Genomic DNA, 26,398 nt, shown 5'->3' with positions numbered 1-26,398 from the left:
CTGCTGAAAAAATTTTTTACCGGTTCTTTTTCCTACGTATGCTGCGGATCAGGCTGTACAGAAGCAGCACGATCACAGTAAAAGCAAGCATAATGGTACAAAGGGCATTTATCTCTGGTGTAACCCCTGTTTTTATCTGGGTATACACCTTGATAGGCAAAGTAGACAGCTTAGGACCATTAATAAAAATACTGATAACTACATCATCCATGGACATGGCAAATGCAAGCAAAGATCCGGATACGACTGCCGGCATGATCAAAGGCAGTGTAATATCAAAGAATGCACGCATGGAGGATGCCCCCAGATCCCTGGCAGCCTCTTCAAGGGACGGATCCATCCCCACAAGCCTTGCTTTCACCTCCATTAGTATATAAGGCACGCAAAATACAGTATGGCCGATCAAAAGGGTAAGCATGCCAAATGGCAGGTTCAGCATGTAAAAGAATGCCATCAGGACCATACCAAGAATGATCTCAGGGATCATCAGCGGCAAAATGGAAATGTATTCCAGAATGCCTTTTGACTTCAGATGCAGTCTGGACAGCCCCACAGCCCCAAATGTACCGATCACTGCAGATACAAAACAGCTGGCCGCACCAAGGATCAAGCTGTTCACAAGCGCCTGAAGCATGGCACTGTCCCCCATCAGTTCCTGATACCACTTCAGGGAGAATCCGGTAAATCTTACCGGAAGCTTTGCCTCATTAAATGAAAAAACGATCACTACCCCAATAGGCAGATACATCAGCAAAAATATAATAACAAGATAAAGATTTGCAAATTTTGAATTCTTTTTCATCCTACTCCCTCCAAATCCTTTGCATTTGTAAGCTTTCGGTATAGCCAGATCATCAAAGTTGTAAGAATCATCATGACTACTGCCAGTGTTGCTGCAAACGGCCAGTTATTCCCTCTTGTCATCTGATCCTGGATCAGGCTTCCTACAAGCACGATCTTATTTCCACCCAAAATGTCTGCTATAAAGAACAGTCCCATGGACGGCACGAAAGTAAGGATCACACCGGATAACAGGCCTGGCAGGGTAAGCCTCCAGGTGATCGTCCAGAATGCTTTGATCCTTCCTGCGCCCAGATCTCTGGCTGCCTCTACCAATGACCAATCCATCTTTTCTGCACTGGAATACACAGACAGGATCATAAAAGGAAGAAGCACGTATACCATACCTACTACAATGGCGGGATAACTGTACAGCAGCTTTAATGACTTATCAATGATCCCCAGCTTTTTCAGTACAAAATTCAAAATTCCTTTTTTCTGAAGGATAATGATCCATCCGTACAGACGGATCAAAGAATTCACCCAGAAAGGAAGCATCAGGATCAGCATGGCCTTTTTCTTTTTTCCTGCAGGCAGCTTTGCCATAAAATAACCAAAGGGATAGCCTACCAGTCCAATGATCAGAGTACTTGTCACAGCCAGCTTAAAAGACTGTACAAAGGTATTCAGATATACCGGTTCCAGGATCTTTTTATAATTATCAAGGGTAAATATCCATTCTACCCCATGTACGGCTCCAGGTGTAGCAAAGCTTAGCGCAACCATATAGATCAAGGGACATGCTACAAACAGGATGGTAAAAATATATAATGGCAGGATCATGCCTACAGAGTGGCTTTTCACCTTGTGTTTCTTTTTCTCAGTATTATAATTGCTCATCCTGATCCTCCCTGTCTACGATCACTCCGTCTCCAGGTTCAAAGCTCCAGCCAACCTTCTGGCCGATCTTAACATTTGCATCAATCCCGTATCTGCTGGCTGTTATCTCACTGCCATCTGGCAATTCCAAAAGCATACGCAGCTGACCGCCAGCAAAAGACTTTTCTTTCACAGTAGCTGTCAGGCTTCCTGTGCCGCTTTCATCCACATGAATACTTTCGCTGCGAAGTGCAAATGTAACCTTTTCGCCTTTTTCCAGGGATATGCCTTCTGCTGCCACCAGCAGTTTCTGTTCTCCTGTAAGAAGAACCGCCTGTGTTCCTTCCATTCCCTGGCAAATCCCTTCTAGGATATTGGCGTTTCCTACAAAATCTGCTACATAACTGGTTTTGGGATGATTATAGATCTGATCCGGTGTACCGATCTGCTCAAAGTGTCCTTCACGCATCACAGCGATCCGGTCAGACATGTTAATAGCCTCTTCCTGGTCATGGGTAATATAGATAAACGTTATACCCAGCTTTTTCTGAAGACGCTTCAGTTCTGTCTGCATAGCCCGACGAAGCTTCAGATCCAATGCCCCTAAAGGCTCATCCAAAAGCAGTACCTGGGGATTATTGATCAGCGCCCTGGCGATTGCCACCCTTTGTCTCTGCCCGCCGGAAAGCTGATCCGGTTTTCGTTTTTCAAATCCGGAAAGCTGTACCAGCTCCAGCATTTCTGATACTCGTTTCTTTATTTCCTGCTTTGGTACTTTTTTCAGTTTCAGTCCATAGCCTACATTATCTGCTACAGTCATGTGAGGAAATAGGGCATAGTTCTGGAAAATGGTGTTTACACCTCTCTGGTTTGGTTCCAGGTCTGTAACATCTTTGCCATCCAGATATACATTTCCGCTATCCGGCGCTTCCAGTCCTGCTATGATCCTTAATGTGGTAGTCTTTCCACATCCAGATGCTCCAAGTAGTGTGATAAACTCACCTTTTTCAATGGAAAGGCTGATCCCTCTTAACACATCTTCGTCCTTGCCGAAGCTTTTGGTAATATTTTTTAATTCCAGAGAATAAACTGACATGTAACTCTTCCTTTCTCATATAGTAAGCTGTCCATCTTTGCAGACAAGTCTTTTTAGACAAAAAAAGATACGGCACCTGCTGCCAGTTATGAAACAGCTATGGTATCCGTATACTTTCTGCATCTATATTTAATTGTATGCCAAGCGAGAGCAGGTCCGTCCTGCTCCATCCAGTCTGCACGTACGCCAGTGCTTCCAAGACATGTATCAATTGCAGATTCCAGGGTACGCAAAAAAGCCGCTGCTTTTGCTGCGGTTCTCTCGTCATAATAAAAAGCGTATCCTGCTGCGTACTGATTCATCTCTTTTATCACCTTTCATTGCGGCGTAACTGCTCATGTGTAACCTGTGCCTTTTGTTCTTAACCGGCACATGCTGCGTAATTTTCATAAAACTATCACAGTTTTATCTTTTTGGGAATATGTTTTATAAAAAAATCCTGCATCGTCATCATCGACGCAGGATCTTCCTATAAGCTGGAAATGAGACTCGAACTCACGACCCCTTCATTACGAGTGAAGTGCTCTACCGACTGAGCTATTCCAGCATGTTGTTCTTAGAACTCTTGTAATTACTGGGATTCCAGTATATATGCTGTGTTCCAGCATACTATAACTTTCATCCCAAACTGTTGTTTAGTTTAAATGCTTTTGTCTTGTTTGTCAAGTTGTTTTTTTATTATAAGGAAGCGGACAGAAATAATTTTGATGTTAAAGCACCGAAATCCTGATTACGCGGAATGTTCCAAACTTTGTTCCGTGCTTTGCACACACAGTTGACTTTTTTCTTTATTCTCAATATAATCCAATTACAGAATATCATGCATATTGTTTGACAATACCATGAAATATTCACCACCAAATTAATCAAACAACGAGGTACCTTATGAAAAAGAAATCATCAATACCCCACGCTTCTAAAAAGAAACTGTCCAAATGGGTCAAGATCCCTCTTGGCATCCTGGCTGCGATCCTGGTCATTCTTCTGGCTTATGTGATCTATCTTTACGCAGCCTACCACAGGATCCCTGACAACCAGGAACTGGCTGTTGAAGCCCCAACAGAACAGGCACAGACAGCATCTCTGACCACAGACCAGACCTATTCTGCCCTTACCTACAATGTTGGCTTTGGAGCTTATTCCCCTGACTTCAGCTTTTTTATGGATGGCGGTAAGTCCTCCTGGGCTAAAAGCAAAGAAAATGTCCAGTCAAACATCAACGGTGCCGGAAATTTTGCCGCATCCCAAAATCCTGACTTTATCCTCTTCCAGGAAGTAGATCTTAATTCTACAAGAAGCTATCATGTAAACCAATATGATATCCTGAAAGACACATTTGCTGATTATTATTCCGTGTTCGCCCAGAATTATGATTCACCCTTTCTTTTTTACCCGCTGACTCAGCCCCATGGCAAAAGCCGATCCGGTATCACCCTGTTTTCCAGATACCCGGTGACTTCCTCTTTAAGAAGAAGCTTTCCCATTGCTACAACCTTTAAAAAATTTTTTGATCTTGACAGGTGCTACAGCATTTCCAGGGTTCCGGTAGACAATGACAAGGAACTGGTGGTCTTCAACCTGCACATGTCTGCCTATGGAAACGACGACCAGATCCGTCAGGGACAGATCCGGATGCTGTGCCAGGACATGGAAAAAGAATATCAGGCCGGCAATTATGTACTATGCGGCGGGGATTTCAATCATGACCTGAAAGCCTCAGAGGACGATACAAGTGAGCACCATTCCTGGGCCTACCCTTTCCCAAGAAAAGAACTGCCGGAGCATTTTACCTTTGGTATGGATCTTTTATCTCAGCAGGAAAAAGCTGACCTGTGGAACACTTCCAGAAACACGGACATTCCATACGACCCGGATGCCAGCTATACAGTTACTCTGGATGGGTTTATTTTCTCAGATAATATCACCATGGGCTCTTATGAGGATCTGAATACAGGTTATTCCTATTCTGACCATGATCCTGTTTATATGGAATTTTCACTGAATTAATTTTCCGGTTTTAACAGCAACACCCCCGCTATTATAAGGATCAAAAGTGAAAACCAGAAAAATCTTCTTCCCCATTTAAGAAACCCTGCTGTAGATTCCTGCTCCTTTTGGATATGCATTTAAAAATATATATTCACATTATAGCTTCCGGCTATCGTAAAACAGCGTCATAAAAAAGGCATTACAATTACAAAACCTGTAACTGTAATGCCTTCTGTATTTTAACTTATAAATCCCTTATGATAATTTTTTCTTTATTGCTGTTGTCTTCTTTGCAGCCGTAGTCTTTGTTGCAGTTTTCTTTACCGCAATTTTCTTTACCGCAGTTTTCTTTACAGCTGCCTTCTTTGCTTGAGTTGCTTTCACAGGCTTCTTTTCTTCTTCAGGCGTGCAGGTCATGATCACTACACCAAGGGCTGGAAGGGTAAGCTTGATAGAATAATCCCTTTCATCACATTCCTCTTTTTTGGCACGTTTCATCCTAGGATTTGTTTTGCCCTCTCCACCGTACTTCTTGTCATCGCTGTTAAAGATCTCTTTATATTTTCCGGCAAAGGGAACACCTGTCTGATAATCCTTATATGGGATTCCTGCAAAATTGCATACAGCCAGCAATGTTTCCTCCGGCTTGTCAGTTTTGCGGATAAAGGTGATCACATTCTCATCATATTTCATCAGCTGGATCCACTCAAATCCATCATAATCATTGTCCATACGATACAGAGCAGGATGCTGTGTATAAACCTGATTCAGATCCCTGACACATGCCTGAAGTGCAGATGACATATCCGGATCCGGAGCATTCATCTTGCATCCCGGATGAAGCATCATATAAGCATAGGCCTCTCGGACCTGTGCTTCCTTCTCCTGGTCAGACCCTGGCAAACGGTTCTTAAATTCCTCCAGATCTCCCACATCCCGCAGGCCAAGAGTAAGGATATAATGCTCAGAATATGCATAAACACTGGAAAGGGTCAGCTGATCATGACAGTTCTTCCTGCCTACCGGCGGTACAGCCAGATAATACAGGAAATCCCTTGTCCATCCACCGCTCCATTTATAATCAAATCCAAGATGGTCATTCTCCACACTGTCCGTCAGCTCAGGCCATAATCCGTCCTCCTGGGCAATAAGCAGCACACCCGGATTTCTCTTTCTTGTAATAGAATTCAAATGCTTCAGAAACTCAATTGCAGCCAGGTTCTCATTAGAACCATACATATTCGGCTGCCACTCTCCTGCCTTCCGGCCAAAATCCAGATACAGCATAGCGTCCACATCGTCCAGGCGAAGCCCATCCACATGATAAACTTCCATCCAGAAGCATGCATTGGAGATCAGGAAATCCTTCACCATAGGGCTTTCGTAATTGTAAAGCAGCGTGCCCCATATAGGATGGACTGCTGCAGCAGGATCCTTTAATTCGTAAAGAGGTGTGCCATCAAAATTCTCCAGTCCGCCCTCATATCTGGGGAACTGGGCAGGAGTCCAGTCCAGGATCACACCAATGCCTTTCTGATGCAAAGCATCCACCAGCTTCTGGAAATCCTCAGGAGTGCCAAACCTGGAAGTAGGTGCAAAATAGGAAGAGGTTGAATACCCGTCTGTCTGATCCTCCATATATTCCATAACCGGATGAAGTTCTACATGGGTATAGCCAAGATCTGATACAAAATCCACCAGCTCTCCAGCTGTTTTCCATTTGGTCAGGCTTGTCTCATAAATAGAAACCGGCTGATCACGATCTGCATATTTCTTTCTGTCTGCCATCCATGCCTGATCATTCCATACAAAATCATCTACTTTTGCTACCACAGATCCGCAGGCTCTTGGCTGTTCTGCCCTGTTGGCATATGGATCTGCCTTCAAATGTGTCCCTTTACCCTTTACCAGAATCTCATATTTATAGATATCTCCGGGCTGAACTCCTGGAACAAACAATTCAAAAATACCAGACATGGGCATCCTGTGCATAGGAAGCCTGCGGCCATCCCATTGATTAAAATCTCCTACTACGCTGACACGCACAGCATTAGGTGCCCATACTGCAAAGCTGGTGCCCTCTATGCCATCCTTTATCACCGGATGCGCTCCTAATTTCTCATAAGCATTGTAATATACGCCTGCTACAAAAGCCTTTTCGTCCTCTTCTGTAAGCATTCCTGGAAAAGCATACGCATCATAGAAAACTTCTGTTTTTCCCCCTGTCTTTACACGGAACTGATAAGCAGGGATCTTCCGTCCTGGGATCATTGCAGCAAAATATCCTGCCTCATCCTCTTGTTCCATAGGATATTCTTTATTTCCAACAAGAACGGCGGCTTCCTCTGCCCCCGGGAAAAAGCCCTGGATAAGTATTCCATCCGGTGTAAGTCTTGGACTCATCACATCCTTTGGGGATGCCTCCTCTGCATATACAATCGCCTCGATCCTGGGCCAGTCCATATAACTATATGCTTTCTCGTTCATATTTTTCGCTCCTTCGCTGTATTCTTTTCTGTGTATTATTCTACAGGGATATCTCCCTGCACGAAAATCTGTTTCTGTACATAATTTTACCATCTTTATCACTAAAAATAAAGGAAGAAAAAAGAAGGAATTTATTTGACAAAAAAACACCTCTGGGATACACTGTTTACAGCTTGTAACTGTTCAGTACCCTTGTGGGATACTTTCTATTGAGCAGTTACTACAGTTTCCCAAATGGCTGAAACTGACTATTTTGAACTTAGGAGGTCCTTTATGGAAAACAGACTTTATGATGTAACATCTTTAGGAGAGCTGCTGATCGATTTCACAGAAAACGGCATCAGCCCCCAGGGGAATCCTCTTCTGGAAGCCAACCCAGGTGGTGCTCCCTGTAATGTACTTGCCATGCTGGAACGCCTTGGCAAGAAAACAGCCTTCATTGGAAAAGTAGGAAAAGACATGTTTGGTGACCAGCTTCGCAAGGCCGTGGAAGAAGTTGGCATTAATACTGATAATCTTATAACCGATGAAGAAGTACATACCACACTGGCATTTGTTCACACCTATCCGGATGGAGACAGGGATTTCTCTTTTTACCGTAATCCAGGTGCAGACATGATGTTGAAAAAAGAGGAGATTTCCAGTGATCTGATCGCAAACTCCCGTATTTTTCATTTTGGCACCCTTTCCTCCACTCATGAAGGTGTAAGGGAAGCCACACGATATGCCATCGATCTTGCAAAAAAAGCTGGCTGTATCATTTCTTTTGACCCTAACCTGCGTCCACCTCTGTGGAAATCCCTGGATGATGCAAAGCGTGAGATCGAGTATGGTCTGACCAAGTGCGATGTGCTGAAGATTTCTGATAATGAAGTTGAATTTCTTTTTGGCACTACCGATTATGACAAAGGTGCAGCCCTGATCCGTGAGAAATACAATATTCCTCTTGTATGTATCACCCTTGGCAAGGAAGGCAGCCGTGTTTATTACAAAGACCTTCGTGTAGAAGTGGCTCCTTTCCTTCAGGAGAACACCATTGAGACTACAGGTGCCGGAGATACTTTCTGTGCAAGTATGCTGAATTACGTGCTGGATCATGGACTTACAGACCTTACAGAAGAGAATCTTACGGAAATGCTTACCTTTGCCAACGGAGCAGCATCTCTCATTACCACCAAAAAAGGAGCTTTAAGAGTGATGCCCAGCCGTGAAGAAGTGCTGGAATTTATTGCTTCATCAGGCCGTTAAGCTTTTAAATTCCAATTATAGCCGTCAAAAGGGCGCGTGAAAATGGTATCTCATTTTCACACGCCCTTATTTTAAATCCTGTCCTGATATTCATCAAATAAAATATTCAATGGTTTTTTCAGGTGTAAGCTCTGTTTCTGAATTAAAAAGAAGAACTGCCTCCCTGTCAGCTTTCGGACCCAGTGCATAGGTAGAACATCCCTGACAATTAAAGTACTTTGCTGGTACCAAACGGTTATATTCACAAGGATGATCATCCACCATCAGGATATCATCCTCTTCATATGTATTTTCATCCTCATAATAAGGATCAAACATATAGATCAGACCGTCTTTTTCTCCTGTAAGAAGTACGTAATGCTCCACTTCATAAAACAAACGCAATACTACTACCCCTCCTCTGTGAAGGGCATCATTGATTCTGCTTTCCGGTCCGATATAAACACAGCTGCCGGAAAGGTATCTGGTACGGATGGAAAGATTCCCGATCCGTCCGAACTGGCAGATCCAATTGCTTAAAAAAAGCATAGCCATCCTAGAGGTACCGCTTTTCCCAGGTTCACCTCCTTCTCCATAACAATCCAGACAATACAGCATAATATTTCTTGCGATTTCCGGCGGAATATCCTCTCTGTCAAAAAGACAGCTGATGGCATTCATCATTGTGGTTGGCCCGCAATCATATTCAGTCATTTGATAACGAAGAGGTGTTTTCATAACTCTGTTTCCCTTTCTGACACAAGGGCAGCTACCAGTGCAGCACCCGTCTTAAGATCTTTCTCATACGTATATTCCAAAGTGGAATGACACTGGTACATGCCACAGGAAATCACAATCCCCGAAATTCCGTGTAAAGCAAAATTATTATTGTCGCTGCCGCCAAAGGTTTCGGTCAATGTGCACGGCAGAGACAGCCTTTCGCAGGCTCTTTCAAACCGTTTCACAACCGGCGCTTCTCTGTCAGTTTCATAAGCATGAAGGTTTACTTCATGCTCCATAGAAAAGCTTCCTCCCTTTTCCCTGACTGCTTTTTCAAAGGAAGCCCTTATCTTTTCCAACAATTCCAAGGCTTTTTGATGGCTGTAACTGCGGATCTCCCCTTTACAGGTACATTCCTCAGGCACAATATTCACAAGTTTTCCACCTGCTACTGTACCAATGTTAAAAGTGGTATCATCTCCAACATGTCCCATAGGAAGACCAGCGATCACCTGGCTCATGATCTGAATGGCATGTATTCCTTTTTCCGGATTAAAACCTGCATGTGCTGCTTTTCCCTTTACTGTAACAGAAAAAGAAATAAGGGAAGGGGCACGCAGGGCTGCTGCTCCAGGGGCGCCGCTTAAATCCAGCACATAAGCCTCTTTTGCCCTTAACTTTGTAAAATCAAGCAGATCGGTTCCCTTAATGAATACCTCTTCAGCAATAGGAAAAACCACCTCTATATCCCTGTGAGGAATCTGTTTTTCCTTAAGGATCCGCACAGCTTCCAGGATCTCCACAAGTCCGCATACATCATCTGCCCCCAGAATGGTGTCTCCGGAAGAAGTGATCTTGCCATTCTCATGAAATACAGCATGCTTTCCAAGTCCTGGTTCCACAGTATCCATGTGCGCACAAAGGAGAATCGCCCCACCAGGCAGACTCCCCTTTAAAAATCCATATAAATTCCCGGTACTGCTTCCATAAGCAGTACCGGCCTGATCCTCCTGTACTTCAAACCCAAGCTGCAGCAGCTTTTCTTTCAGTACATCTGCGATTTTTCTTTCCCGGTAGCTGACTGCATCAATCTGAGTGAGTTCAATAAATTCATCTACTATCCGGGATCTGCATTCTTTTGTATTCATGGATTATTTTACAACCCTTACTTTTGAAACACCTTCAATACTTTCCAGTGCTTCCAGTGATTCCTGGGAAGCTGCACTTTCCAGATCGATGAGAGTGTATGCATACTCACCTTTGCTCTTATTGGTCATATCTGCAATATTCAATCCTTCACTTCCAAGGATCTTAGTTACCTGACTGATCATATTTGGGATATTTTTATGGGTAATCGCAATTCTGCCAACTGCCACACAGGTGCCCATATCACAATTGGGGAAGTTCACAGAGTTTTTGATGTTTCCGTTTTCAAGGAAATCACGCACTTCCTTCACTGCCATCACTGCACAGTTCTCCTCGGACTCCTCTGTGGAAGCTCCCAGGTGAGGAGTAACCAGGATGCCTTCGTGGCCTGCTACTGTATGATTTGCAAAGTCTGTCACATATTTCTTTACTTTTCCACTGTCAAGAGCTGCGATCAATGCATCCTCATCTACTAACAGGTCTCTTGCAAAGTTCAGGATCACAACTCCGTCTTTCATCTTTGCAAGTGCTTCCTGGTTGATCATTCTGGTAGTTGCATCCAGAAGTGGAACATGAATGGTAATATAATCACACTGGCTGTAGATCTCATCCAGTGTTTTGCTGTGATGAATGGTTCTGGACAGATTCCAAGCTGCATCAATAGACAGATAAGGATCATATCCATAAACCTCCATGCCAAGACCTGTGGCTGCATTTGCAACCATGCTGCCAATCGCTCCAAGTCCTATGATACCCAGCTTTTTGCCCATGATCTCACAGCCTGCAAACTGTTTTTTCTGCTTCTCAGCCAGCTTATCGATATCTTCTTTATCTTTTTCCTTCTGAACCCACTCAATACCGCCTACAATGTCACGGGATGCAAGCAGCATACCTGCCAGAACCAGTTCTTTTACACCGTTTGCATTGGCGCCTGGTGTATTGAAAACAACGATTCCTTTTTCTGCACATTCCTTTACCGGGATATTATTAACTCCGGCTCCGGCTCTTGCGATCACGGAAACTGTGGAAGGAAGCTGCATATCATGCATTTTGGCACTGCGGACCAGAATTGCATTGCAGTCCTCCATTGTATCGGATTTACGGTAATTCTCATCAAAAATATCCAGACCTTTACTGGCAATCGGATTCAGACAATGAAACTGATACATTATTTATTTTCCTCCTCAAACTTCTTCATGAACGCAACCAGAGCCTCTACCCCAGCCTTAGGCATTGCATTATAAATGCTGGCACGCATACCGCCTACGGTTCTGTGGCCTTTTAAGTTTACCAGGCCTGCGGCTGTAGCCTCTTTTACAAATTTTGCATCCATTTCCTTATCTCCGGTAACAAAAGGAACATTCATAAGGGAACGGTCCTCTGGCACAACTGTGCCTTTAAACAGAGAACTGCTGTCAAGGAAGTCATAAAGGATCTTTGCTTTTTCCTCGTTACGTCTCTTCATTTCCTCAAGTCCGCCCATGGATTTCAACCATTTGAATACTTTTCCGCATACATAAATGCAGTAAGCATTAGGAGTATTATATAAAGAGCCTGCATCTGCATGTGTTTTGTATGTAAGCATGGTAGGTGTTCCCGGAAGTACATCCTCTGAGATCAGATCCTCACGGATGATCACGATCACCATGCCTGCAGGTCCGATATTTTTCTGTACACCACCATAGATCAGTCCGTATTTGCTTACATCTACCGGCTCTGACAAGAAGCAGGAGGAAACATCTGCCACCAGTGTTTTCCCTTTTGTATTTGGAAGCTTTTTGTATTTTGTTCCATAGATGGTATTGTTTTCGCAAATATATACATAATCTGCATCCGGACTGATAGGAAGATCACTACAATCCGGGATGTAGGAAAAGGTTTTATCCTCGGAAGATGCAATCTTATTGGCCTTTCCATATTTCTGTGCTTCCTGATATGCTTTTTTAGCCCACTGTCCTGTAACAATATAATCTGCTACTTTGTTTTTCATCAGGTTCATAGGAATCATGGCAAACTGCTGGGAAGCACCTCCCTGAAGAAACAGCACCTTATAATTATCAGGAATATTCATCAAATCCCGTAAGTCTTTTTCTGCTGTATCAATGATCTCCTGAAAGGCAGCACTCCTGTGACTCATTTCCATAACGGACATGCCAGTTCCATTATAGTCTAACATCTCATCAGCAACTTCTTTCAGAACCTCTTCTGGAAGAACTGCCGGACCAGCTGAAAAATTAAATACTCTGCTCATTTTCTTTCATATCCTCCTCGTCAAATACATCATCCAGGCTTGCACCTGCGGGAACCATTGGATATACACTTAAATTCTGGTCGATCCAGCAGTCAAGAACCACTGTTCCCTTGCTGGAAAGAGCTTCTTTAAGTGCCGGTTCCACTTCTTCTGTCCTGGTAACCCTGATTGCCTTTGCCCCCATTGCTTCTGAAAGCTTTACGAAATCCACCGCATCATCCAGAATGGTCTGGGAATATCTTTGTCCATAAAACAGTGTCTGCCACTGGCGCACCATTCCAAGAACATGGTTATTTAACACAATCTGTACCAGTGGCTTTTTGCACCGTACAGCTGTGGCAATCTCATTCATATTCATGCGGAAGCATCCATCTCCCGCAATATTCACAACAGTTTTATCCGGACATCCCATACGGGCACCAATGGCTGCCCCAAGGCCATAGCCCATAGTCCCAAGGCCTCCGGATGTAAGGAATGTCCTTGGCTCTTTAAACTTGAAATATTGTGCTGCCCACATCTGATGCTGTCCAACATCAGTGGAAATAATTGCATCTCCACCAGTCAGCTCGTAAAGCTTCTGAATCACATAAGGGCCTGTCAGCTGGGTATGATCATAATTCAGCGGATACTTTTCTTTCATTTCCATGATATGTGCCACCCACTGGGAATGATCCATTTTTTCCTGCTTTTCAAGGATCTGCTTAAGAACCATTTTCAGGTCTCCTGTTACACAGGCATCCACCTGAACATTCTTGTTGATCTCTGCTGCATCAATATCGATCTGAAGGATCTTTGCATTTGGTGCAAAGGTCTGTGTATTTCCGGTTACACGATCACTGAATCTTGTGCCAAGAGCAATCAAAAGATCGCATTCACACATAGCATAATTGGATGTTTTGGTGCCATGCATTCCAACTGGTCCTGTGTAAAGATCGTCCTCGCCTGAAAAAGCACCCTTTCCCATCAGACTATCGCATACAGGTGCCTGGATCCTGTGGGCAAGCTCTCTTACTTCCTGCCATGCATCAGAGATCACAGCACCGCCGCCAACAAATAGAAATGGCTTCTTAGACTGGCTGATCATCTGAACGGCCTGCTCTACATCCTCTTTGCGAATGGTATCTGTCACTGGTTCCGGTTTTGTGATCTTATGCTGGATATATTCGCAGGATGCTGCTGTTACATCCTTTGGAACGTCCACAAGGACAGGTCCCGGACGCCCGCTGCCTGCAATCACAAAAGCTTTACGGATGGTATCCGCAAGTTTTGTCACATCTTTGACAATGTAGCTGTGTTTTGTTACCGGCATAACAATCCCGGCTATATCCACCTCCTGGAAAGAATCCTTTCCAAGGAGGGCTGTCCCTACGTTGCATGTAATGGCTACCACCGGCACAGAATCCATCTGCGCAGTTGCAATACCTGTCACAAGATTGGTAGCTCCTGGTCCGGATGTAGCCAGGCATACACCTACCTTGCCGGTAGCACGGGCATAACCATCTGCTGCATGGGACGCTCCCTGCTCATGGGAGGTAAGTACGTGTCTGATCTTATGGCTGTATTTGTACAAGGCGTCATATACATTCAGGATGGCTCCGCCCGGATAACCGAACACAGTGTCCACACCCTGTTCCAAAAGACATTCTATAATGATCTCAGCACCTGTAAGCTGCATGTTTGTTCCTCCTGCTGCCTTATCGTATTTCTTTTATTTTGCCTTTGGCACTTCCAGAATGGCTCCTCTGTTGCCGGATGTTACCATTGCTGCATATCTTGCAAGATATCCGGTTGTAACCTTTGGCTCTCTTGGCTGCCATTTTGCTTTTCTTGCTTCCAGTTCCTCCTCTGATACTTTCAGACTCAGGGAAAGCTCCGGAATATTGATGGAGATCATATCACCCTCTTCTACAAGAGCAATCGGTCCGCCTACTGCTGCTTCCGGTGATACATGTCCAATAGATGCACCTCTTGACGCACCGCTGAACCGTCCGTCTGTAATAAGTGCTACAGATGAGCCAAGTCCCATACCTGCAATTGCAGAAGTAGGATTCAGCATCTCACGCATGCCCGGACCGCCTTTTGGTCCTTCATAACGGATCACAACCACATCACCTGCATTGATCTTTCCGCCTTTGATAGCAACAATAGCATCTTCTTCACAGTCAAATACTCTTGCCGGACCTTCGTGTACCATCATCTCGGGTGCAACTGCAGAACGCTTTACAACACTGCCATCCGGTGCAAGATTTCCCTTTAGTACAGCAAGTCCTCCGGTCTGACTGTAAGGATTGTCAATTGGGCGGATCACCTGCGGATTCAGATTGATGCAGTCCTTAATATTTTCCCCTACCGTCTTTCCTGTAACAGTCATACATTCTGTGTGGAGAAGTCCTTTTTTATTCAGTTCGTTCATCACAGCATATACGCCGCCAGCTTCATTCAGGTCTTCCATATAGGTGGGACCTGCAGGAGCCAGATGGCACAGGTTTGGAGTTTTTTCACTGATCTCATTTGCAAAACTGATATCAAAATCCCAACCAATCTCATGGGCAATAGCTGGCAGATGCAGCATGCTGTTTGTAGAGCATCCCAGTGCCATATCTACAGTCAAAGCATTCAGTAATGCCTCTTTTGTCATAATATCTCTGGGGCGGATATTTTTCCTGTACATTTCCATAACCTGCATACCAGCATGCTTTGCAAGACGGATACGCTCAGAATATACAGCAGGGATGGTACCGTTGCCCTTAAGTCCCATGCCAAGAACCTCTGTCAGGCAGTTCATGCTGTTGGCAGTATACATACCGGAACAGGAACCACAGGTAGGACATGTTTTGTTCTCATATTCTGTAAGGCCTTCCTCGTCCAGCTTGCCTGCTGCATATGCGCCTACAGCCTCAAACATGCTGGAAAGGCTTGTTTTGTGTCCATTGATATGACCGGCCAGCATAGGCCCTCCGCTGACAAATACAGTAGGAACATTGATCCTGGCTGCTGCCATGAGAAGTCCCGGTACATTCTTATCACAGTTAGGCACCATAACCAGTGCATCAAACTGATGTGCAAGAGCCATGGACTCTGTAGAATCTGCGATCAGGTCCCTTGTCACAAGGGAATATTTCATCCCTATATGTCCCATAGCAATCCCATCACAGACAGCAATTGCCGGGAAAACAACCGGTGTACCGCCAGCCATTGCTACTCCCTGCTTTACAGCAGCTACGATCTTATCAAGATTCATATGTCCCGGAACGATCTCATTGTAGGAACTAACAATACCTACCAATGGTCTTTCCATTTCTTCCTTAGTCATTCCAAGTGCATTAAACAGTGAACGGTGAGGTGCCTGCTGGGACCCCTTCTTTACTGCATCGCTTCTCATATCTGTTCTCTCCTTTATCTTAACGGATCACCGGATCTCTTTTGCGATCAGGTTGCCCATTTCTTTTGTTCCAACAAGGGTACAGCCCTTTGACATAATATCTCCTGTACGATATCCGTCTGTAAGTACCTTCTGTACTGCCGCCTCTACTGCATCTGCTTCTTTGTCCAGATCCAGGGAATAGCGCAGCATCATAGCTGCAGACAGGATCGTTGCAATAGGATTGGCTTTATTTTGGCCTGCAATGTCAGGCGCTGAACCATGGCTGGGCTCATAAAGACCAAACTTTGTCTCATTTAAGCTGGCTGAAGAAAGCATTCCGATGGAGCCTGTCACCATACTGGCTTCATCTGAAAGGATATCTCCAAACATATTCTCTGTAAGGATCACATCAAACTGCTTAGGATCACGTACCAGCTGCATTGCACAGTTGTCTACCAGCATATGCTCCAGCGTTACCTCCGGATAATCCCTGGCAACCTCCTCCACAACACTTCTCCACAATCTGGAAGAATCCAGTACATTTGCCTTATCTACGCTTGTTACTTTTTTGCGGCGTTTCATAGCAATATCAAAAGCTTTGATAGCAATCCTGCGGATCTCATTTTCATTGTAGGAAAGAGTATCTACTGCTGTCTTTACCCCATTTTCTTCGGTAGTTTTTCTTGCTCCAAAATAAAGGCCTCCTGTCAGTTCCCTTACAATGATCATATCAAATCCGTCCCCGATGATCTGCTCTTTAAGTGGGCAGGCATCTTTTAATTCATTGTAAAGATATGCAGGTCTTAAATTGGCAAACAGATTCAGTGCCTTACGGATAGCCAGAAGTCCGGCCTCCGGCCGTTTGGATGGTTCGAGTTTGTACCAGGGTGATGTTTTTGCATCTCCGCCAATAGAACCCATAAGTACTGCGTCTGATGCTTTTGCTGTTGCAATGGCTTCTTCTGTAAGAGGCACACCATGTACATCAATGGATGCTCCCCCAAGAAGCACCTTGGAATACGAAAAAGTATGTCCGTAAACTTCGCATACTTTGTCCAGAACTTTTCTTGCCTCAGAGACGATTTCCGGTCCTATCCCATCTCCCGGAATCAGCGAAATGTTATAATTCATAATAATTTCCTCTCTTACTCTCCTGCCTTGGACAGGTAATTGTCATTATAATAACGCACTTTTCAACAGATTTCAACCTATTAAAGCATAAAAGACAACAGACTGTTAAAGTGTAAAAGTCAACCGACTCAAATATCTAAAACGCAACAGAGTGTTGTAGAACAAAAGGCGACAGACTCACCAGGAGCTGCCGCCTTCTAATTTCATACTTATTCTGCCTGCTCGGCCTTTTCAACCTCAGCAATAGCCTGCTTTCTCATTGGAATACGACAGTTCTTGTTATTACCGAATTCTACGATCACATCCTCGTCTGTCATATCAATGATCACGCCATAAAAGCCACCAGTTGTTACCACACTGTCTCCTACTGCCATGTCATTGAGCATAGCCTGGATTCTCTTCTGCTCCTTTTTCTGTGGTCTTACCATCAGAAAATACATAATTCCGAAAAGGACTACCAGCCATACGATAGTAAAACCAAGTCCCATTCCACTGCTCTGGTCCATTTAAAAATACCTCCTGTGCGTTTGTTATAACGGGTCCCAAACCCCGGCACCCTGCTTCTTCTTTATTCATACCGAAGCCTAAAGTATATCATACACAAAATACATAATTTCATCAAGTTATTTTTTTAATATAACTAAATCATCCTTTAAAAATAACTAAATCATCCTCTTTTACAGTTGATCCTGCCCTCTTCAAAGCCTTCCAGACGCATTTTCTTATATTCTGCAAAGTTTCCGGCATCCAGTGCGTCCCTGATTTCTTCCATGAGATGGTTATAAAAATAAAGATTGTGCAGTACGCAAAGCCGCATGCCAAGCATCTCTTTTGCTTTCAGAAGATGGCGGATATAAGCTCTGCTGTAATGACGGCAGGCCGGACACTGACATCCTTCTTCAATTGGCCGTGGATCCATCTCGTATTTTGAATTAAACATATTCATCTTGCCATGGTTGGTATATACATGACCATGACGGCCGTTCCTGCTGGGATATACACAGTCAAAGAAATCAATGCCTCTTTCCACGCCCTCCAAGATATTGGCAGGCGTTCCTACGCCCATAAGATAAGTAGGCTTATCCTGTGGAAGATGGGGAACCACTTCGTCCAGAATATGATACATCTGCTCATGGGTTTCTCCTACGGCCAGTCCGCCTACTGCATAACCGTCCAGATTCATCTGTGAAATGGCATCTGCATGATTCTTACGGATATCTTCATAAATAGCACCCTGGTTGATACCAAATAACAGCTGTTCTTTATTGATCGTGTCCTCAAGACTGTTCAAACGCTGCATTTCTTCTTTGCATCTTGCAAGCCATCTGGTGGTCCGGTCTACAGAACGCTGTACATAACCTCTGTCTGCTACGCTGCTTGGACACTCGTCAAAGGCCATGGCAATAGTAGACCCCAGATTGGACTGGATCTGCATGCTTTCTTCAGGTCCCATAAAAATCTTATGTCCGTCAATATGAGACTGGAAATATACCCCTTCTTCTTTGATCTTACGCAGTCCTGCCAGGGAAAACACCTGGAATCCACCGGAGTCTGTAAGGATAGGCCGATCCCAGACCATAAACTTATGAAGGCCTCCAAATTCTTTGATCAGCTTGTCTCCTGTACGTACATGAAGGTGATAAGTATTGGACAGCTCTACCTGTGTGCCGATCTCTTTCAGGTCCATGGTGGATACAGCCCCTTTGATCGCCCCTACCGTACCTACATTCATAAAGACCGGCGTCTGGATGGTACCATGAACAGTTTTAAATTCTGCTCTCTTAGCCCGGCCTTCTGTTTTTAAGATTTTGTATTCAGCCATATGCTGCTCCCTTTTTTCTAATATTGTTAGGGACAAAAGTCCCACCTATCTGGCAATTATATCCTGAATACATAAAAAAAACAAGAATTACTTATTTTCCTCCAGCCTGTTCTGTAATTGCTTGCACCTGGCCTTTCAAAAAGGTATAATAGCCTGCAGAAAATTTACCAAAAAAGAGGTCAGATATATGCAGATTACAGCACCTGATTTTTATAAGAAGTTTTCCTGTATCGCAGGAGAATGTCCGGCTACCTGTTGTGCCGGATGGCAGATTGTGATTGATAAAAAAAGCCTGAAACGGTATTCCCACCATAAAGGTCCCTTCGCAAACCGGTTGAAAAATGATATTAACTGGAACGAACAGGTCTTCCGCCAATACCATCACAGATGTGCTTTTTTAAATGAAGAAAACCTGTGTGACATTTACGCCGAAGCGGGTCCGCACATGCTGTGTGATACCTGCCGCAAGTATCCCAGACATATCGAAGAATTTGAAGGGCTTCGTGAATTATCTCTTTCCCTCTCCTGTCCAGAGGCCGCCAGGCTGCTTCTTTCCAGGCAGGAGCCTATAGCCTTTATCACAAAAGAAAAACCATCTTCAGAAGAAACTTATGATTCTTTTGATTATCTTCTCTTTACTGAGCTGATGGATACCCGTGAGCAGATGTTATCCATTTTGCAGGACAGAAGTATATCTTTGAATGCCCGCCTTCTGAAGCTTCTGGCCATGGGACATGATTTTCAGCTATGCCTTGATAGAAATGAATTGTACCGCTGGGAAGACATACGCAGAAAGCATATCCAAACCGGAACCGGTCCAGATTTTCTGGAAAAAGTTAAACAGTGGTCAGACGATAGCAAATCCACCCCGGAACTGATCCGTGATTTCTGGAGCATTCTGATACCTGAGATGGAAGTTCTGTCACCTTCCTGGCACAGCTTTTTAAAAGAAAACCTGATCTTTCATACAAAATACAATGACCAGGAAATCCTGCAATTATATAAGGATTTTAAGAAAACCATGCCAAAATGGCAGATTCAGGCTGAACAGCTGGTACTTTACTGGCTATATACCTATTTTTGTGGTGCAGTATACGATGACCAGATTTTTGCCAAAGTAAAGCTTGCCCTTGTGTGTACTCTGATGATCCAGGACTTAAGTGTAGGTATGTACCAGAAATCCAGGCAGCCCCTTGCTCTTAAGGATCAGATCCGGATTTGTTATCTTTTTTCCAGAGAACTGGAGCATTCAGACCCAAACCTGAACAAAATGGAAGAACTTTTGGACCAGCACCCTGCTTTTTCCTTTGGAAAACTTTTAAAAATTCTTTGCTGATCCATGATTTCCATTACCATATTTCCACCTTTCCCTGCCACTGTTTTTGTGAAAGTTGTCCGTTGCGTATTTTTTACCCATATCGTATAATAATATGAAACGCATTTTTACAAAGCAAACGTATGATCACACAGATTCCGCTGATGAGGGATATCCCGTTCATCAGCCTTTGATATTTTTTACGAAAAACGAGGAGGCTTATATTAATTTTATGAGTAAATACACCTTGGGAATTGACATTGGATCTACCACTGTCAAGATTGCGATCCTTGATGAAAACGAAACCTTGTTATTTGCAGATTATGAACGTCATTTTGCCAATATCCAGGAAACACTTGCAGACCTTTTACAGAAGGCTTATGACAAACTTGGAGAGCTGACTCTCCATCCGGTGATCACTGGTTCCGGCGGTCTCACACTGGCCAACCATCTGGAGATTCCATTTGTCCAGGAGGTCATTGCAGTTTCCACTGCTCTTCAGAAGATTGCGCCTCAGACAGATGTTGCCATTGAGCTTGGCGGCGAGGATGCCAAGATCATTTATTTTGAAGGTGGCAATATTGAACAGCGTATGAACGGGATCTGTGCAGGAGGTACAGGCTCCTTTATTGACCAAATGGCTTCCCTTCTGCAGACAGATGCTACAGGCCTGAATGAATATGCTAAGAATTACAAAGCCCTCTATCCTATCGCTGCCAGATGCGGAGTTTTTGCAAAAACAGACATCCAGCCGCTGATCAACGAAGGTGCTACCAAAGAAGACCTTTCTGCTTCCATTTTTCAGGCAGTGGTAAACCAGACCATTTCCGGCCTGGCCTGCGGAAAGCCGATCCGTGGACATGTAGCTTTCCTTGGCGGCCCTCTCCATTTTCTTTCCGAACTGCGGGCGGCCTTTATCCGTACTCTGAAGCTGGATGATGAACATGCCATCCTGCCTGAGAACTCCCACCTTTTCGCAGCCATGGGATCTGCCATGAATGCAAAGGAAGAGACTTCCGTATCCCTTACCCAGTTAAAGGACCGGCTCCACGGATCCATACATATGGACTTTGAGGTAGAACGTATGGAGCCTCTTTTTGCCACACAGAATGACTATGATACCTTCAATCAGCGTCAAAGTGCTTATCAGGTCAAAAAAAGCGATCTGTCCTCTTACAAAGGCAATTGTTACCTGGGCATTGATGCAGGATCTACCACCACTAAGACTGCACTTGTAGGCGAGGATGGCACCCTTCTTTATTCTTTCTACAGCAATAATAACGGCAGCCCGTTAAAAACAGCCATACGCTCTATCCAGGAGATTTATTCTCTTTTGCCAAAGGATGCACACATTGCCTACTCCTGCTCCACCGGTTATGGTGAAGCACTTATTAAGGCAGCCCTGATTCTGGATGAAGGTGAAGTAGAAACTGTTTCCCATTATTATGCAGCTGCTTTCTTTGATCCAGATGTTGACTGTATCTTGGATATCGGCGGGCAGGACATGAAATGTATCAAGATCCGCAACCATACTGTGGACAGCGTACAGTTGAATGAAGCATGCTCCTCAGGCTGCGGCTCTTTTATTGAAACCTTTGCCAAATCCCTAAACTATTCTGTACAGGATTTTGCAAAAGCCGCTCTTTTTGCAGAACATCCCATTGACCTTGGTACAAGATGTACTGTTTTCATGAATTCAAAAGTAAAACAGGCTCAGAAGGAAGGGGCATCTGTTGCTGATATTTCCGCAGGTCTTGCCTACTCTGTTATCAAAAACGCCCTTTATAAGGTTATCAAGGTTTCCGATGCAACAGAACTTGGACGCCATATCGTAGTACAGGGAGGTACCTTCTATAACGATGCAGTACTTCGCAGCTTTGAACGTATTGCAGACTGTGAAGCTATCCGACCGGATATCGCTGGTATTATGGGTGCCTTTGGTGCTGCCCTTATTGCCAGGGAACGTTATCAGGAAGGCAAAGAAACCACCATGCTTTCCATCCAGAAGATCAACGAATTAAAATATACTACAGCTATGGCTAACTGCCATGGGTGTACCAACAACTGCCGACTTACTATCAACAAATTCAGTGGTGGCCGTCAGTTCGTAAGCGGCAACCGCTGTGAACGTGGTATCGGCAAAGAAAAGAACAAGGACCACATTCCAAACCTTTATGAATATAAATACAAACGGATCTTTTCCTATGCGCCATTATCTGCAGACAAGGCAGAGCGTGGCCAGGTAGGTATTCCCCGTGTGCTGAATATGTTTGAGAATTATCCTTTCTGGTTTACCTTCTTTACACAGCTGAAGTACCAGGTAGTGCTTTCTCCAACTTCCACGCGTAAGATTTATGAGCTTGGTATCGAATCTATCCCTAGTGAATCAGAATGCTATCCAGCCAAGTTAGCTCATGGTCACGTAAGCTGGTTACTGAAAAATGGCGTGAAATTCATTTTCTACCCATGTATCCCCTACGAGAGGAACGAATTCCCGGATGCAGTCAACCACTACAACTGTCCCATCGTTACCTCTTACGCAGAAAATATCAAAAACAATGTGGATGAGCTTCATGATCCTTCCATTAAGTTCATGAACCCGTTCCTTTCCCTAACCTCTGAAGAGATCGTTACCAAACGTCTGACAGAGATCTTCAAGGATATTCCTGCAAATGAAATAAAAGCCGCAGCCCATGCAGCCTGGGCGGAAATGGCTGCTGTCCGTGAAGATGTACGCCGCAAAGGGGAAGAAACACTGAAATATATGGAAGAAACAGGCCACAGAGGCATTGTTCTTGCAGGCCGTCCATACCATATCGACCCGGAGATCCACCATGGCATCCCGGATCTGATCAACAGCTATGGTGTAGCTGTACTGACGGAAGACTCTGTATCCCACCTGGTTCCTGTAGAACGTCCTATCCGTGTGAACGACCAGTGGATGTATCACTCACGTCTGTATGCAGCTGCCAACTTTGTTAAGACAAGAGATGACCTGGATCTGATCCAGCTGAATTCCTTTGGGTGCGGACTGGATGCAGTTACCACTGATGAAGTATATGAGATTCTTGATAAGAATGACAAGATCTACACCTGTCTGAAGATCGATGAGGTCAATAATCTGGGAGCAGCAAGGATCCGTGTCCGCTCTCTTCTGGCAGCACTTCGTGCAAAGGATGCACAGAAAAAACCTCGCCAGATTCAGCCTTCCTCTATCGAAAAGGTAGTATTTACAAAAGAAATGCGCAAGGATTACACCATTCTTTGCCCGCAGATGTCACCGGTACATTTTTCACTTCTTCAGGCTGCCTTTAATGCTAACGGCTATCATCTGGAGATCCTTCCGAATGACAATAAGCATGCTGTAGATGTAGGCCTGAAATATGTAAATAATGATGCCTGCTACCCTTCCCTGATCGTAGTAGGCCAGATCATGGATGCCCTTCTTTCCGGTAAATATGACCTGAATAAAACAGCCGTAGTCATGACTCAGACCGGTGGTGGCTGCCGTGCTTCCAATTACATTGCCTTCATCCGCAGGGCACTGAAAAAAGCCGGCATGGAACAGATTCCGGTTATTTCCCTGAACTTAAGCGGTCTGGAAAGCAATCCTGGCTTTAAGCTTACATATCCCCTTGTAAAAGCCGTCGTTTATGCAGCTGTATTTGGTGATATCCTGATGAAATGCATTTACAGGATGCGTCCATATGAGCTTGAAAAGGGAATCGTAAACAGAAAGCACAAAATCTGGGAGCAGAGAGTGATTGCCTTTGTATCCGGAAGTTCTTTAAGTCACAGTCAGTTCAAGAAAATGTGCAGGGAAATGGTTCATGATTTTGATACCATCCCTATCAGTGATGAAAAGAAACCAAGAGTAGGTATTGTAGGCGAGATTCTGGTTAAATTCCTTCCTGCTGCCAATAATCATCTGGCAGACCTTCTGGAGTCTGAAGGTGCGGAGCCGGTTGTTCCGGATCTGATCGACTTTATGAGCTACTGCTTCTATAACCAGAATTTCAAAGCAGACAACCTTGGCTTTAAGAAATCCAAAGCTTTCTGGGGCAATGTAGGAATAAAGGCTATCGACTGGATGCGTAAAGCCGCTAATGAAGCCCTTGCCCAGAGCCGGCACTTCCATCCTACCGCAGATATCCGTGATCTTGCCCGGATGGCAGAGCCTATCGTTTCTGCCGGTAACCAGACCGGTGAAGGCTGGTTCCTTACAGGAGAGATGATGGAGTTGATCCACGGTGATGTTCCAAATATTGTCTGCATCCAGCCTTTCGGCTGTCTGCCTAACCATATCGTAGGAAAGGGTGTCATTAAAGAGATCCGTAGGGAACATCCGGAAGCAAATATTGTTGCCATTGACTATGATCCTGGAGCCAGCGAAGTAAACCAGCTGAACCGTATCAAGCTGATGCTTTCCACAGCCCAGAAAAACCTGAAAAAACAACAGGATAAAGAAGCCTGAAGCAAAAAACCAGGAATCGCCCTGCAGGTGATTCCTGGTTTTTTCTGCTATTCTTTATTGCCTGTCTTTCTTTATCTTGTTTCTTTTATACCAGTCTGAATTTCACAGCCATCTTTTTCAGATAACGTCCTCCCGGCATCATGGCAAACTCTGCATCAGAAGGATGACTTACTTTCAGATAGAATACAAAATACACTGCCATACCTGCAAGCACGCCCAGCCCAAGACTGATCACATTAGAATGAACTACTGCATATACCAGATAGTAAACCCCACCGGCTGTGACTGCCATAGGTACGCTTGCCAGCAGCGGATACAGATAGGCTTTTCTCCATGGATTCTTATAACCCATGTACTGCTTCATCGCCCGTTCATTTAAAATACACATTACAATGGCATACACGATCATTGCGATCACAATGGTATATACACCAAGATTTGTAACAAACATCAGCACAGCCATCACGATCACATCTGCCACAAGAGCAATGGCTGCATGGAACATAGGAATATTCGGCTTTCCGATTCCCTGAAGCACGCCATTGGAAATATTGGAATTGCCATTCAGGATGATTGTGATCACGCCAAGGATCATCAACTCCCCAGCCACACCATTGGTTCTTGGGAACAAAAGTCTTGTGATAGGCCCTGCAAGCACTGCCAGCCCAACAGAACAGGGAATAGAAATAAACATACTCAGCCAGGTGGCCTTATCAATCTTCTCTCTTGCTCCATTCATATCACGCATTGCATAATGAGCGGATACCTCAGGGATCATGGAAGTCGGTGCTGTACTTGCCAGAGTAAGAGGAATATTGATCAAAGTCATGTAAAAGCTGTACTCTGCATACATAGTCTGAATAGTATGGTCGTCCAATCCCTTCAGTCCTTCAATACCAGAATACATATAACTGTTAATGGTTCCGTTTACATTGTAAATAAACGCACTGAGCACAATAGGCATTACCACAAGGATAATATTCCGCATCACATCCCCTGTGCTGCTGCTTTCAGAAACATGATCCTTCTGGATCCTTTTGTTGATGGTTCTCCGATTAAGCTGATAAACAAGAAGCATAAAAATCAGTGCAGAAAGCACACCTGCACCTGTACCCATTGTAGCGCCTGCAGCTCCCCAGGACTGAACAACCGCCTCACTTTGTCCGCTGAAATGGCTGATCATAACTCTTGACATCGCAAGCGCCATCACAGCCACAAAAATCTGTTCAATGATCTGTGAAAGGGAGGTAGGCATCATATTTCGGTAGGCCTGGAAATATCCTCTGAATACTCCAAGGATCCCGGACAGGAAAATAGTCGGCGCCAGCATGCGAAGAGGAAGTCTTGCACCGGACATGGAATCCGGCACCAGTATAGGTGCCCCAAAGTAACATAATAGTGCAACCGCTCCGCCGGCCAAAGATACATAGATCAAAGCACATTTAAATACCTTCTGTGCATCCCTGTATCGTTTAAATGCGATCTTTTCAGCCATGATCTTTGATACAGCCTGCGGAATGCTAAAAGATGCAATCATCAGCAGAATAAAATAAATATTCTGTGCATAGGAAAACATTGCATAGCTGTTGCTTCCCAGAGTACTGGACAAAGGGCTTTTATACAGCATTCCAATAATCTTGGAGATCAGCGCTGCCACCATAAGAAAAGATGCATTTTTTACAAGTGTATTATCGTTCTTTTTACTCATAGTATCTAT

The 26,398-nt window shown here is 44.3% G+C and carries 19 protein-coding genes and 1 tRNA gene; 4 read left to right on the top strand and 16 right to left on the bottom strand.

Annotated elements, in window-relative coordinates:
• Positions 1-16 precede the first annotated feature (16 nt).
• The 5 genes from AB5916_RS08785 to AB5916_RS08765 form a co-directional block, all read right to left on the bottom strand.
• Positions 17-802, bottom strand: a complete 786-nt coding sequence (locus AB5916_RS08785) for an ABC transporter permease (RefSeq protein WP_368190368.1) — start codon at positions 800-802, stop codon at positions 17-19.
• Entirely contained in the window at positions 799-1,680 is an 882-nt protein-coding gene (locus AB5916_RS08780) for an ABC transporter permease (RefSeq protein WP_173726665.1), read from the bottom strand. Before AB5916_RS08780 ends, AB5916_RS08785 begins: the two co-directional genes overlap by 4 nt.
• Positions 1,667-2,755, bottom strand: coding sequence for an ABC transporter ATP-binding protein (locus AB5916_RS08775; protein ID WP_158420249.1), 1,089 nt, complete (start codon positions 2,753-2,755; stop codon positions 1,667-1,669). The genes AB5916_RS08780 and AB5916_RS08775 overlap by 14 nt, the downstream gene beginning before the upstream one ends.
• An 86-nt stretch (positions 2,756-2,841) precedes the next feature.
• Complete coding sequence (locus AB5916_RS08770) at positions 2,842-3,057, bottom strand: hypothetical protein (RefSeq protein WP_173726667.1); 216 nt, start codon at positions 3,055-3,057, stop codon at positions 2,842-2,844.
• Between the two features lie 172 nt (positions 3,058-3,229).
• Positions 3,230-3,302: transfer RNA gene (locus tag AB5916_RS08765), tRNA-Thr, on the bottom strand.
• Positions 3,303-3,640: 338 nt separating this feature from the next.
• On the opposite strand from AB5916_RS08765, the gene AB5916_RS08760 reads away from it, so the two are divergent.
• Positions 3,641-4,762, top strand: a complete 1,122-nt coding sequence (locus tag AB5916_RS08760) for an endonuclease/exonuclease/phosphatase family protein (protein ID WP_368190366.1) — start codon at positions 3,641-3,643, stop codon at positions 4,760-4,762.
• Positions 4,763-4,999: 237 nt separating this feature from the next.
• On the opposite strand, the gene glgB is transcribed toward AB5916_RS08760, so the two are convergent.
• Positions 5,000-7,231 (bottom strand): 1,4-alpha-glucan branching enzyme, encoded by a 2,232-nt coding sequence (gene glgB, locus AB5916_RS08755; RefSeq protein ID WP_368190364.1) that lies wholly within the window; start codon positions 7,229-7,231, stop codon positions 5,000-5,002.
• Between the two features lie 273 nt (positions 7,232-7,504).
• Between glgB and AB5916_RS08750 the strand changes: the two genes are divergently transcribed.
• On the top strand, positions 7,505-8,479 hold the full coding sequence (locus tag AB5916_RS08750) for a carbohydrate kinase (RefSeq protein ID WP_158420245.1): 975 nt from the start codon (positions 7,505-7,507) through the stop codon (positions 8,477-8,479).
• A gap of 93 nt (positions 8,480-8,572) precedes the next feature.
• On the opposite strand, the gene AB5916_RS08745 is transcribed toward AB5916_RS08750, so the two are convergent.
• The 9 genes from AB5916_RS08745 to tgt form a co-directional block, all read right to left on the bottom strand.
• Positions 8,573-9,196, bottom strand: coding sequence for a peptidase C39 (locus AB5916_RS08745; RefSeq protein WP_158420244.1), 624 nt, complete (start codon positions 9,194-9,196; stop codon positions 8,573-8,575).
• Positions 9,193-10,326: a M20/M25/M40 family metallo-hydrolase gene (locus tag AB5916_RS08740; RefSeq protein ID WP_368190363.1), complete on the bottom strand. Its 1,134-nt coding sequence runs from the start codon at positions 10,324-10,326 to the stop codon at positions 9,193-9,195. The genes AB5916_RS08745 and AB5916_RS08740 overlap by 4 nt, the downstream gene beginning before the upstream one ends.
• A 3-nt stretch (positions 10,327-10,329) precedes the next feature.
• Positions 10,330-11,493, bottom strand: coding sequence for a phosphoglycerate dehydrogenase (locus tag AB5916_RS08735; protein WP_158420242.1), 1,164 nt, complete (start codon positions 11,491-11,493; stop codon positions 10,330-10,332).
• Positions 11,493-12,575, bottom strand: coding sequence for a 3-phosphoserine/phosphohydroxythreonine transaminase (gene serC, locus AB5916_RS08730; RefSeq protein ID WP_158420241.1), 1,083 nt, complete (start codon positions 12,573-12,575; stop codon positions 11,493-11,495). The genes AB5916_RS08735 and serC overlap by 1 nt, the downstream gene beginning before the upstream one ends.
• Complete coding sequence (ilvB, locus tag AB5916_RS08725; protein WP_158420240.1) at positions 12,559-14,250, bottom strand: biosynthetic-type acetolactate synthase large subunit; 1,692 nt, start codon at positions 14,248-14,250, stop codon at positions 12,559-12,561. Before ilvB ends, serC begins: the two co-directional genes overlap by 17 nt.
• Before the next feature lie 33 nt (positions 14,251-14,283).
• Entirely contained in the window at positions 14,284-15,957 is a 1,674-nt protein-coding gene (ilvD, locus tag AB5916_RS08720) for a dihydroxy-acid dehydratase (protein WP_368190361.1), read from the bottom strand.
• Between the two features lie 27 nt (positions 15,958-15,984).
• Positions 15,985-17,070, bottom strand: coding sequence for a 3-isopropylmalate dehydrogenase (gene leuB, locus AB5916_RS08715; RefSeq protein ID WP_173727740.1), 1,086 nt, complete (start codon positions 17,068-17,070; stop codon positions 15,985-15,987).
• A gap of 209 nt (positions 17,071-17,279) precedes the next feature.
• Positions 17,280-17,576, bottom strand: a complete 297-nt coding sequence (gene yajC / locus AB5916_RS08710; RefSeq protein ID WP_158420237.1) for a preprotein translocase subunit YajC — start codon at positions 17,574-17,576, stop codon at positions 17,280-17,282.
• Positions 17,577-17,737: 161 nt separating this feature from the next.
• Positions 17,738-18,892, bottom strand: a complete 1,155-nt coding sequence (tgt, locus tag AB5916_RS08705; protein WP_368190359.1) for a tRNA guanosine(34) transglycosylase Tgt — start codon at positions 18,890-18,892, stop codon at positions 17,738-17,740.
• Positions 18,893-19,079: 187 nt separating this feature from the next.
• Here tgt and fliB point away from each other — a divergent pair, with 187 nt between their 5' ends.
• Together fliB and AB5916_RS08695 are read left to right on the top strand one after the other, a co-directional pair.
• Positions 19,080-20,228, top strand: a complete 1,149-nt coding sequence (gene fliB / locus AB5916_RS08700) for a flagellin lysine-N-methylase (protein ID WP_368190358.1) — start codon at positions 19,080-19,082, stop codon at positions 20,226-20,228.
• A gap of 211 nt (positions 20,229-20,439) precedes the next feature.
• Positions 20,440-24,681: an acyl-CoA dehydratase activase-related protein gene (locus tag AB5916_RS08695; protein WP_368190357.1), complete on the top strand. Its 4,242-nt coding sequence runs from the start codon at positions 20,440-20,442 to the stop codon at positions 24,679-24,681.
• 85 nt (positions 24,682-24,766) lie between these two features.
• Here AB5916_RS08695 and AB5916_RS08690 read toward each other — a convergent pair whose 3' ends face one another.
• Positions 24,767-26,389, bottom strand: a complete 1,623-nt coding sequence (locus AB5916_RS08690; protein ID WP_368190355.1) for an oligosaccharide flippase family protein — start codon at positions 26,387-26,389, stop codon at positions 24,767-24,769.
• Positions 26,390-26,398: the final 9 nt, after the last annotated feature.

Source organism: Blautia sp. 1033sp1_1033st1_G9_1033SCRN_220408 (assembly GCF_040929965.1).
Classification (GTDB): Bacteria; Bacillota; Clostridia; order Lachnospirales; family Lachnospiraceae; genus Blautia_A; species Blautia_A ammoniilytica.
This window is presented reverse-complemented; position numbering and strand designations above follow the sequence as displayed.

What these genes read in the sequence shown, in the direction of transcription:
- ilvB (WP_158420240.1), bottom strand. Translation starts at nt 14,250, where the DNA reads ATGCAGCTTACAGGTGCTGAGATCATTATAGAATGTCTTTTGGAACAG.
- AB5916_RS08695 (WP_368190357.1), top strand. Translation starts at nt 20,440, where the DNA reads ATGAGTAAATACACCTTGGGAATTGACATTGGATCTACCACTGTCAAG.
- AB5916_RS08770 (WP_173726667.1), bottom strand. Translation starts at nt 3,057, where the DNA reads ATGAATCAGTACGCAGCAGGATACGCTTTTTATTATGACGAGAGAACC.
- fliB (WP_368190358.1), top strand. Translation starts at nt 19,080, where the DNA reads ATGCAGATTACAGCACCTGATTTTTATAAGAAGTTTTCCTGTATCGCA.
- ilvD (WP_368190361.1), bottom strand. Translation starts at nt 15,957, where the DNA reads ATGAGAAGCGATGCAGTAAAGAAGGGGTCCCAGCAGGCACCTCACCGT.
- glgB (WP_368190364.1), bottom strand. Translation starts at nt 7,231, where the DNA reads ATGAACGAGAAAGCATATAGTTATATGGACTGGCCCAGGATCGAGGCG.
- AB5916_RS08690 (WP_368190355.1), bottom strand. Translation starts at nt 26,389, where the DNA reads ATGAGTAAAAAGAACGATAATACACTTGTAAAAAATGCATCTTTTCTT.
- AB5916_RS08775 (WP_158420249.1), bottom strand. Translation starts at nt 2,755, where the DNA reads ATGTCAGTTTATTCTCTGGAATTAAAAAATATTACCAAAAGCTTCGGC.
- AB5916_RS08735 (WP_158420242.1), bottom strand. Translation starts at nt 11,493, where the DNA reads ATGTATCAGTTTCATTGTCTGAATCCGATTGCCAGTAAAGGTCTGGAT.
- tgt (WP_368190359.1), bottom strand. Translation starts at nt 18,892, where the DNA reads ATGGCTGAATACAAAATCTTAAAAACAGAAGGCCGGGCTAAGAGAGCA.
- AB5916_RS08760 (WP_368190366.1), top strand. Translation starts at nt 3,641, where the DNA reads ATGAAAAAGAAATCATCAATACCCCACGCTTCTAAAAAGAAACTGTCC.
- leuB (WP_173727740.1), bottom strand. Translation starts at nt 17,070, where the DNA reads ATGAATTATAACATTTCGCTGATTCCGGGAGATGGGATAGGACCGGAA.
- AB5916_RS08785 (WP_368190368.1), bottom strand. Translation starts at nt 802, where the DNA reads ATGAAAAAGAATTCAAAATTTGCAAATCTTTATCTTGTTATTATATTT.
- serC (WP_158420241.1), bottom strand. Translation starts at nt 12,575, where the DNA reads ATGAGCAGAGTATTTAATTTTTCAGCTGGTCCGGCAGTTCTTCCAGAA.
- AB5916_RS08745 (WP_158420244.1), bottom strand. Translation starts at nt 9,196, where the DNA reads ATGAAAACACCTCTTCGTTATCAAATGACTGAATATGATTGCGGGCCA.
- AB5916_RS08750 (WP_158420245.1), top strand. Translation starts at nt 7,505, where the DNA reads ATGGAAAACAGACTTTATGATGTAACATCTTTAGGAGAGCTGCTGATC.
- AB5916_RS08740 (WP_368190363.1), bottom strand. Translation starts at nt 10,326, where the DNA reads ATGAATACAAAAGAATGCAGATCCCGGATAGTAGATGAATTTATTGAA.
- AB5916_RS08780 (WP_173726665.1), bottom strand. Translation starts at nt 1,680, where the DNA reads ATGAGCAATTATAATACTGAGAAAAAGAAACACAAGGTGAAAAGCCAC.
- yajC (WP_158420237.1), bottom strand. Translation starts at nt 17,576, where the DNA reads ATGGACCAGAGCAGTGGAATGGGACTTGGTTTTACTATCGTATGGCTG.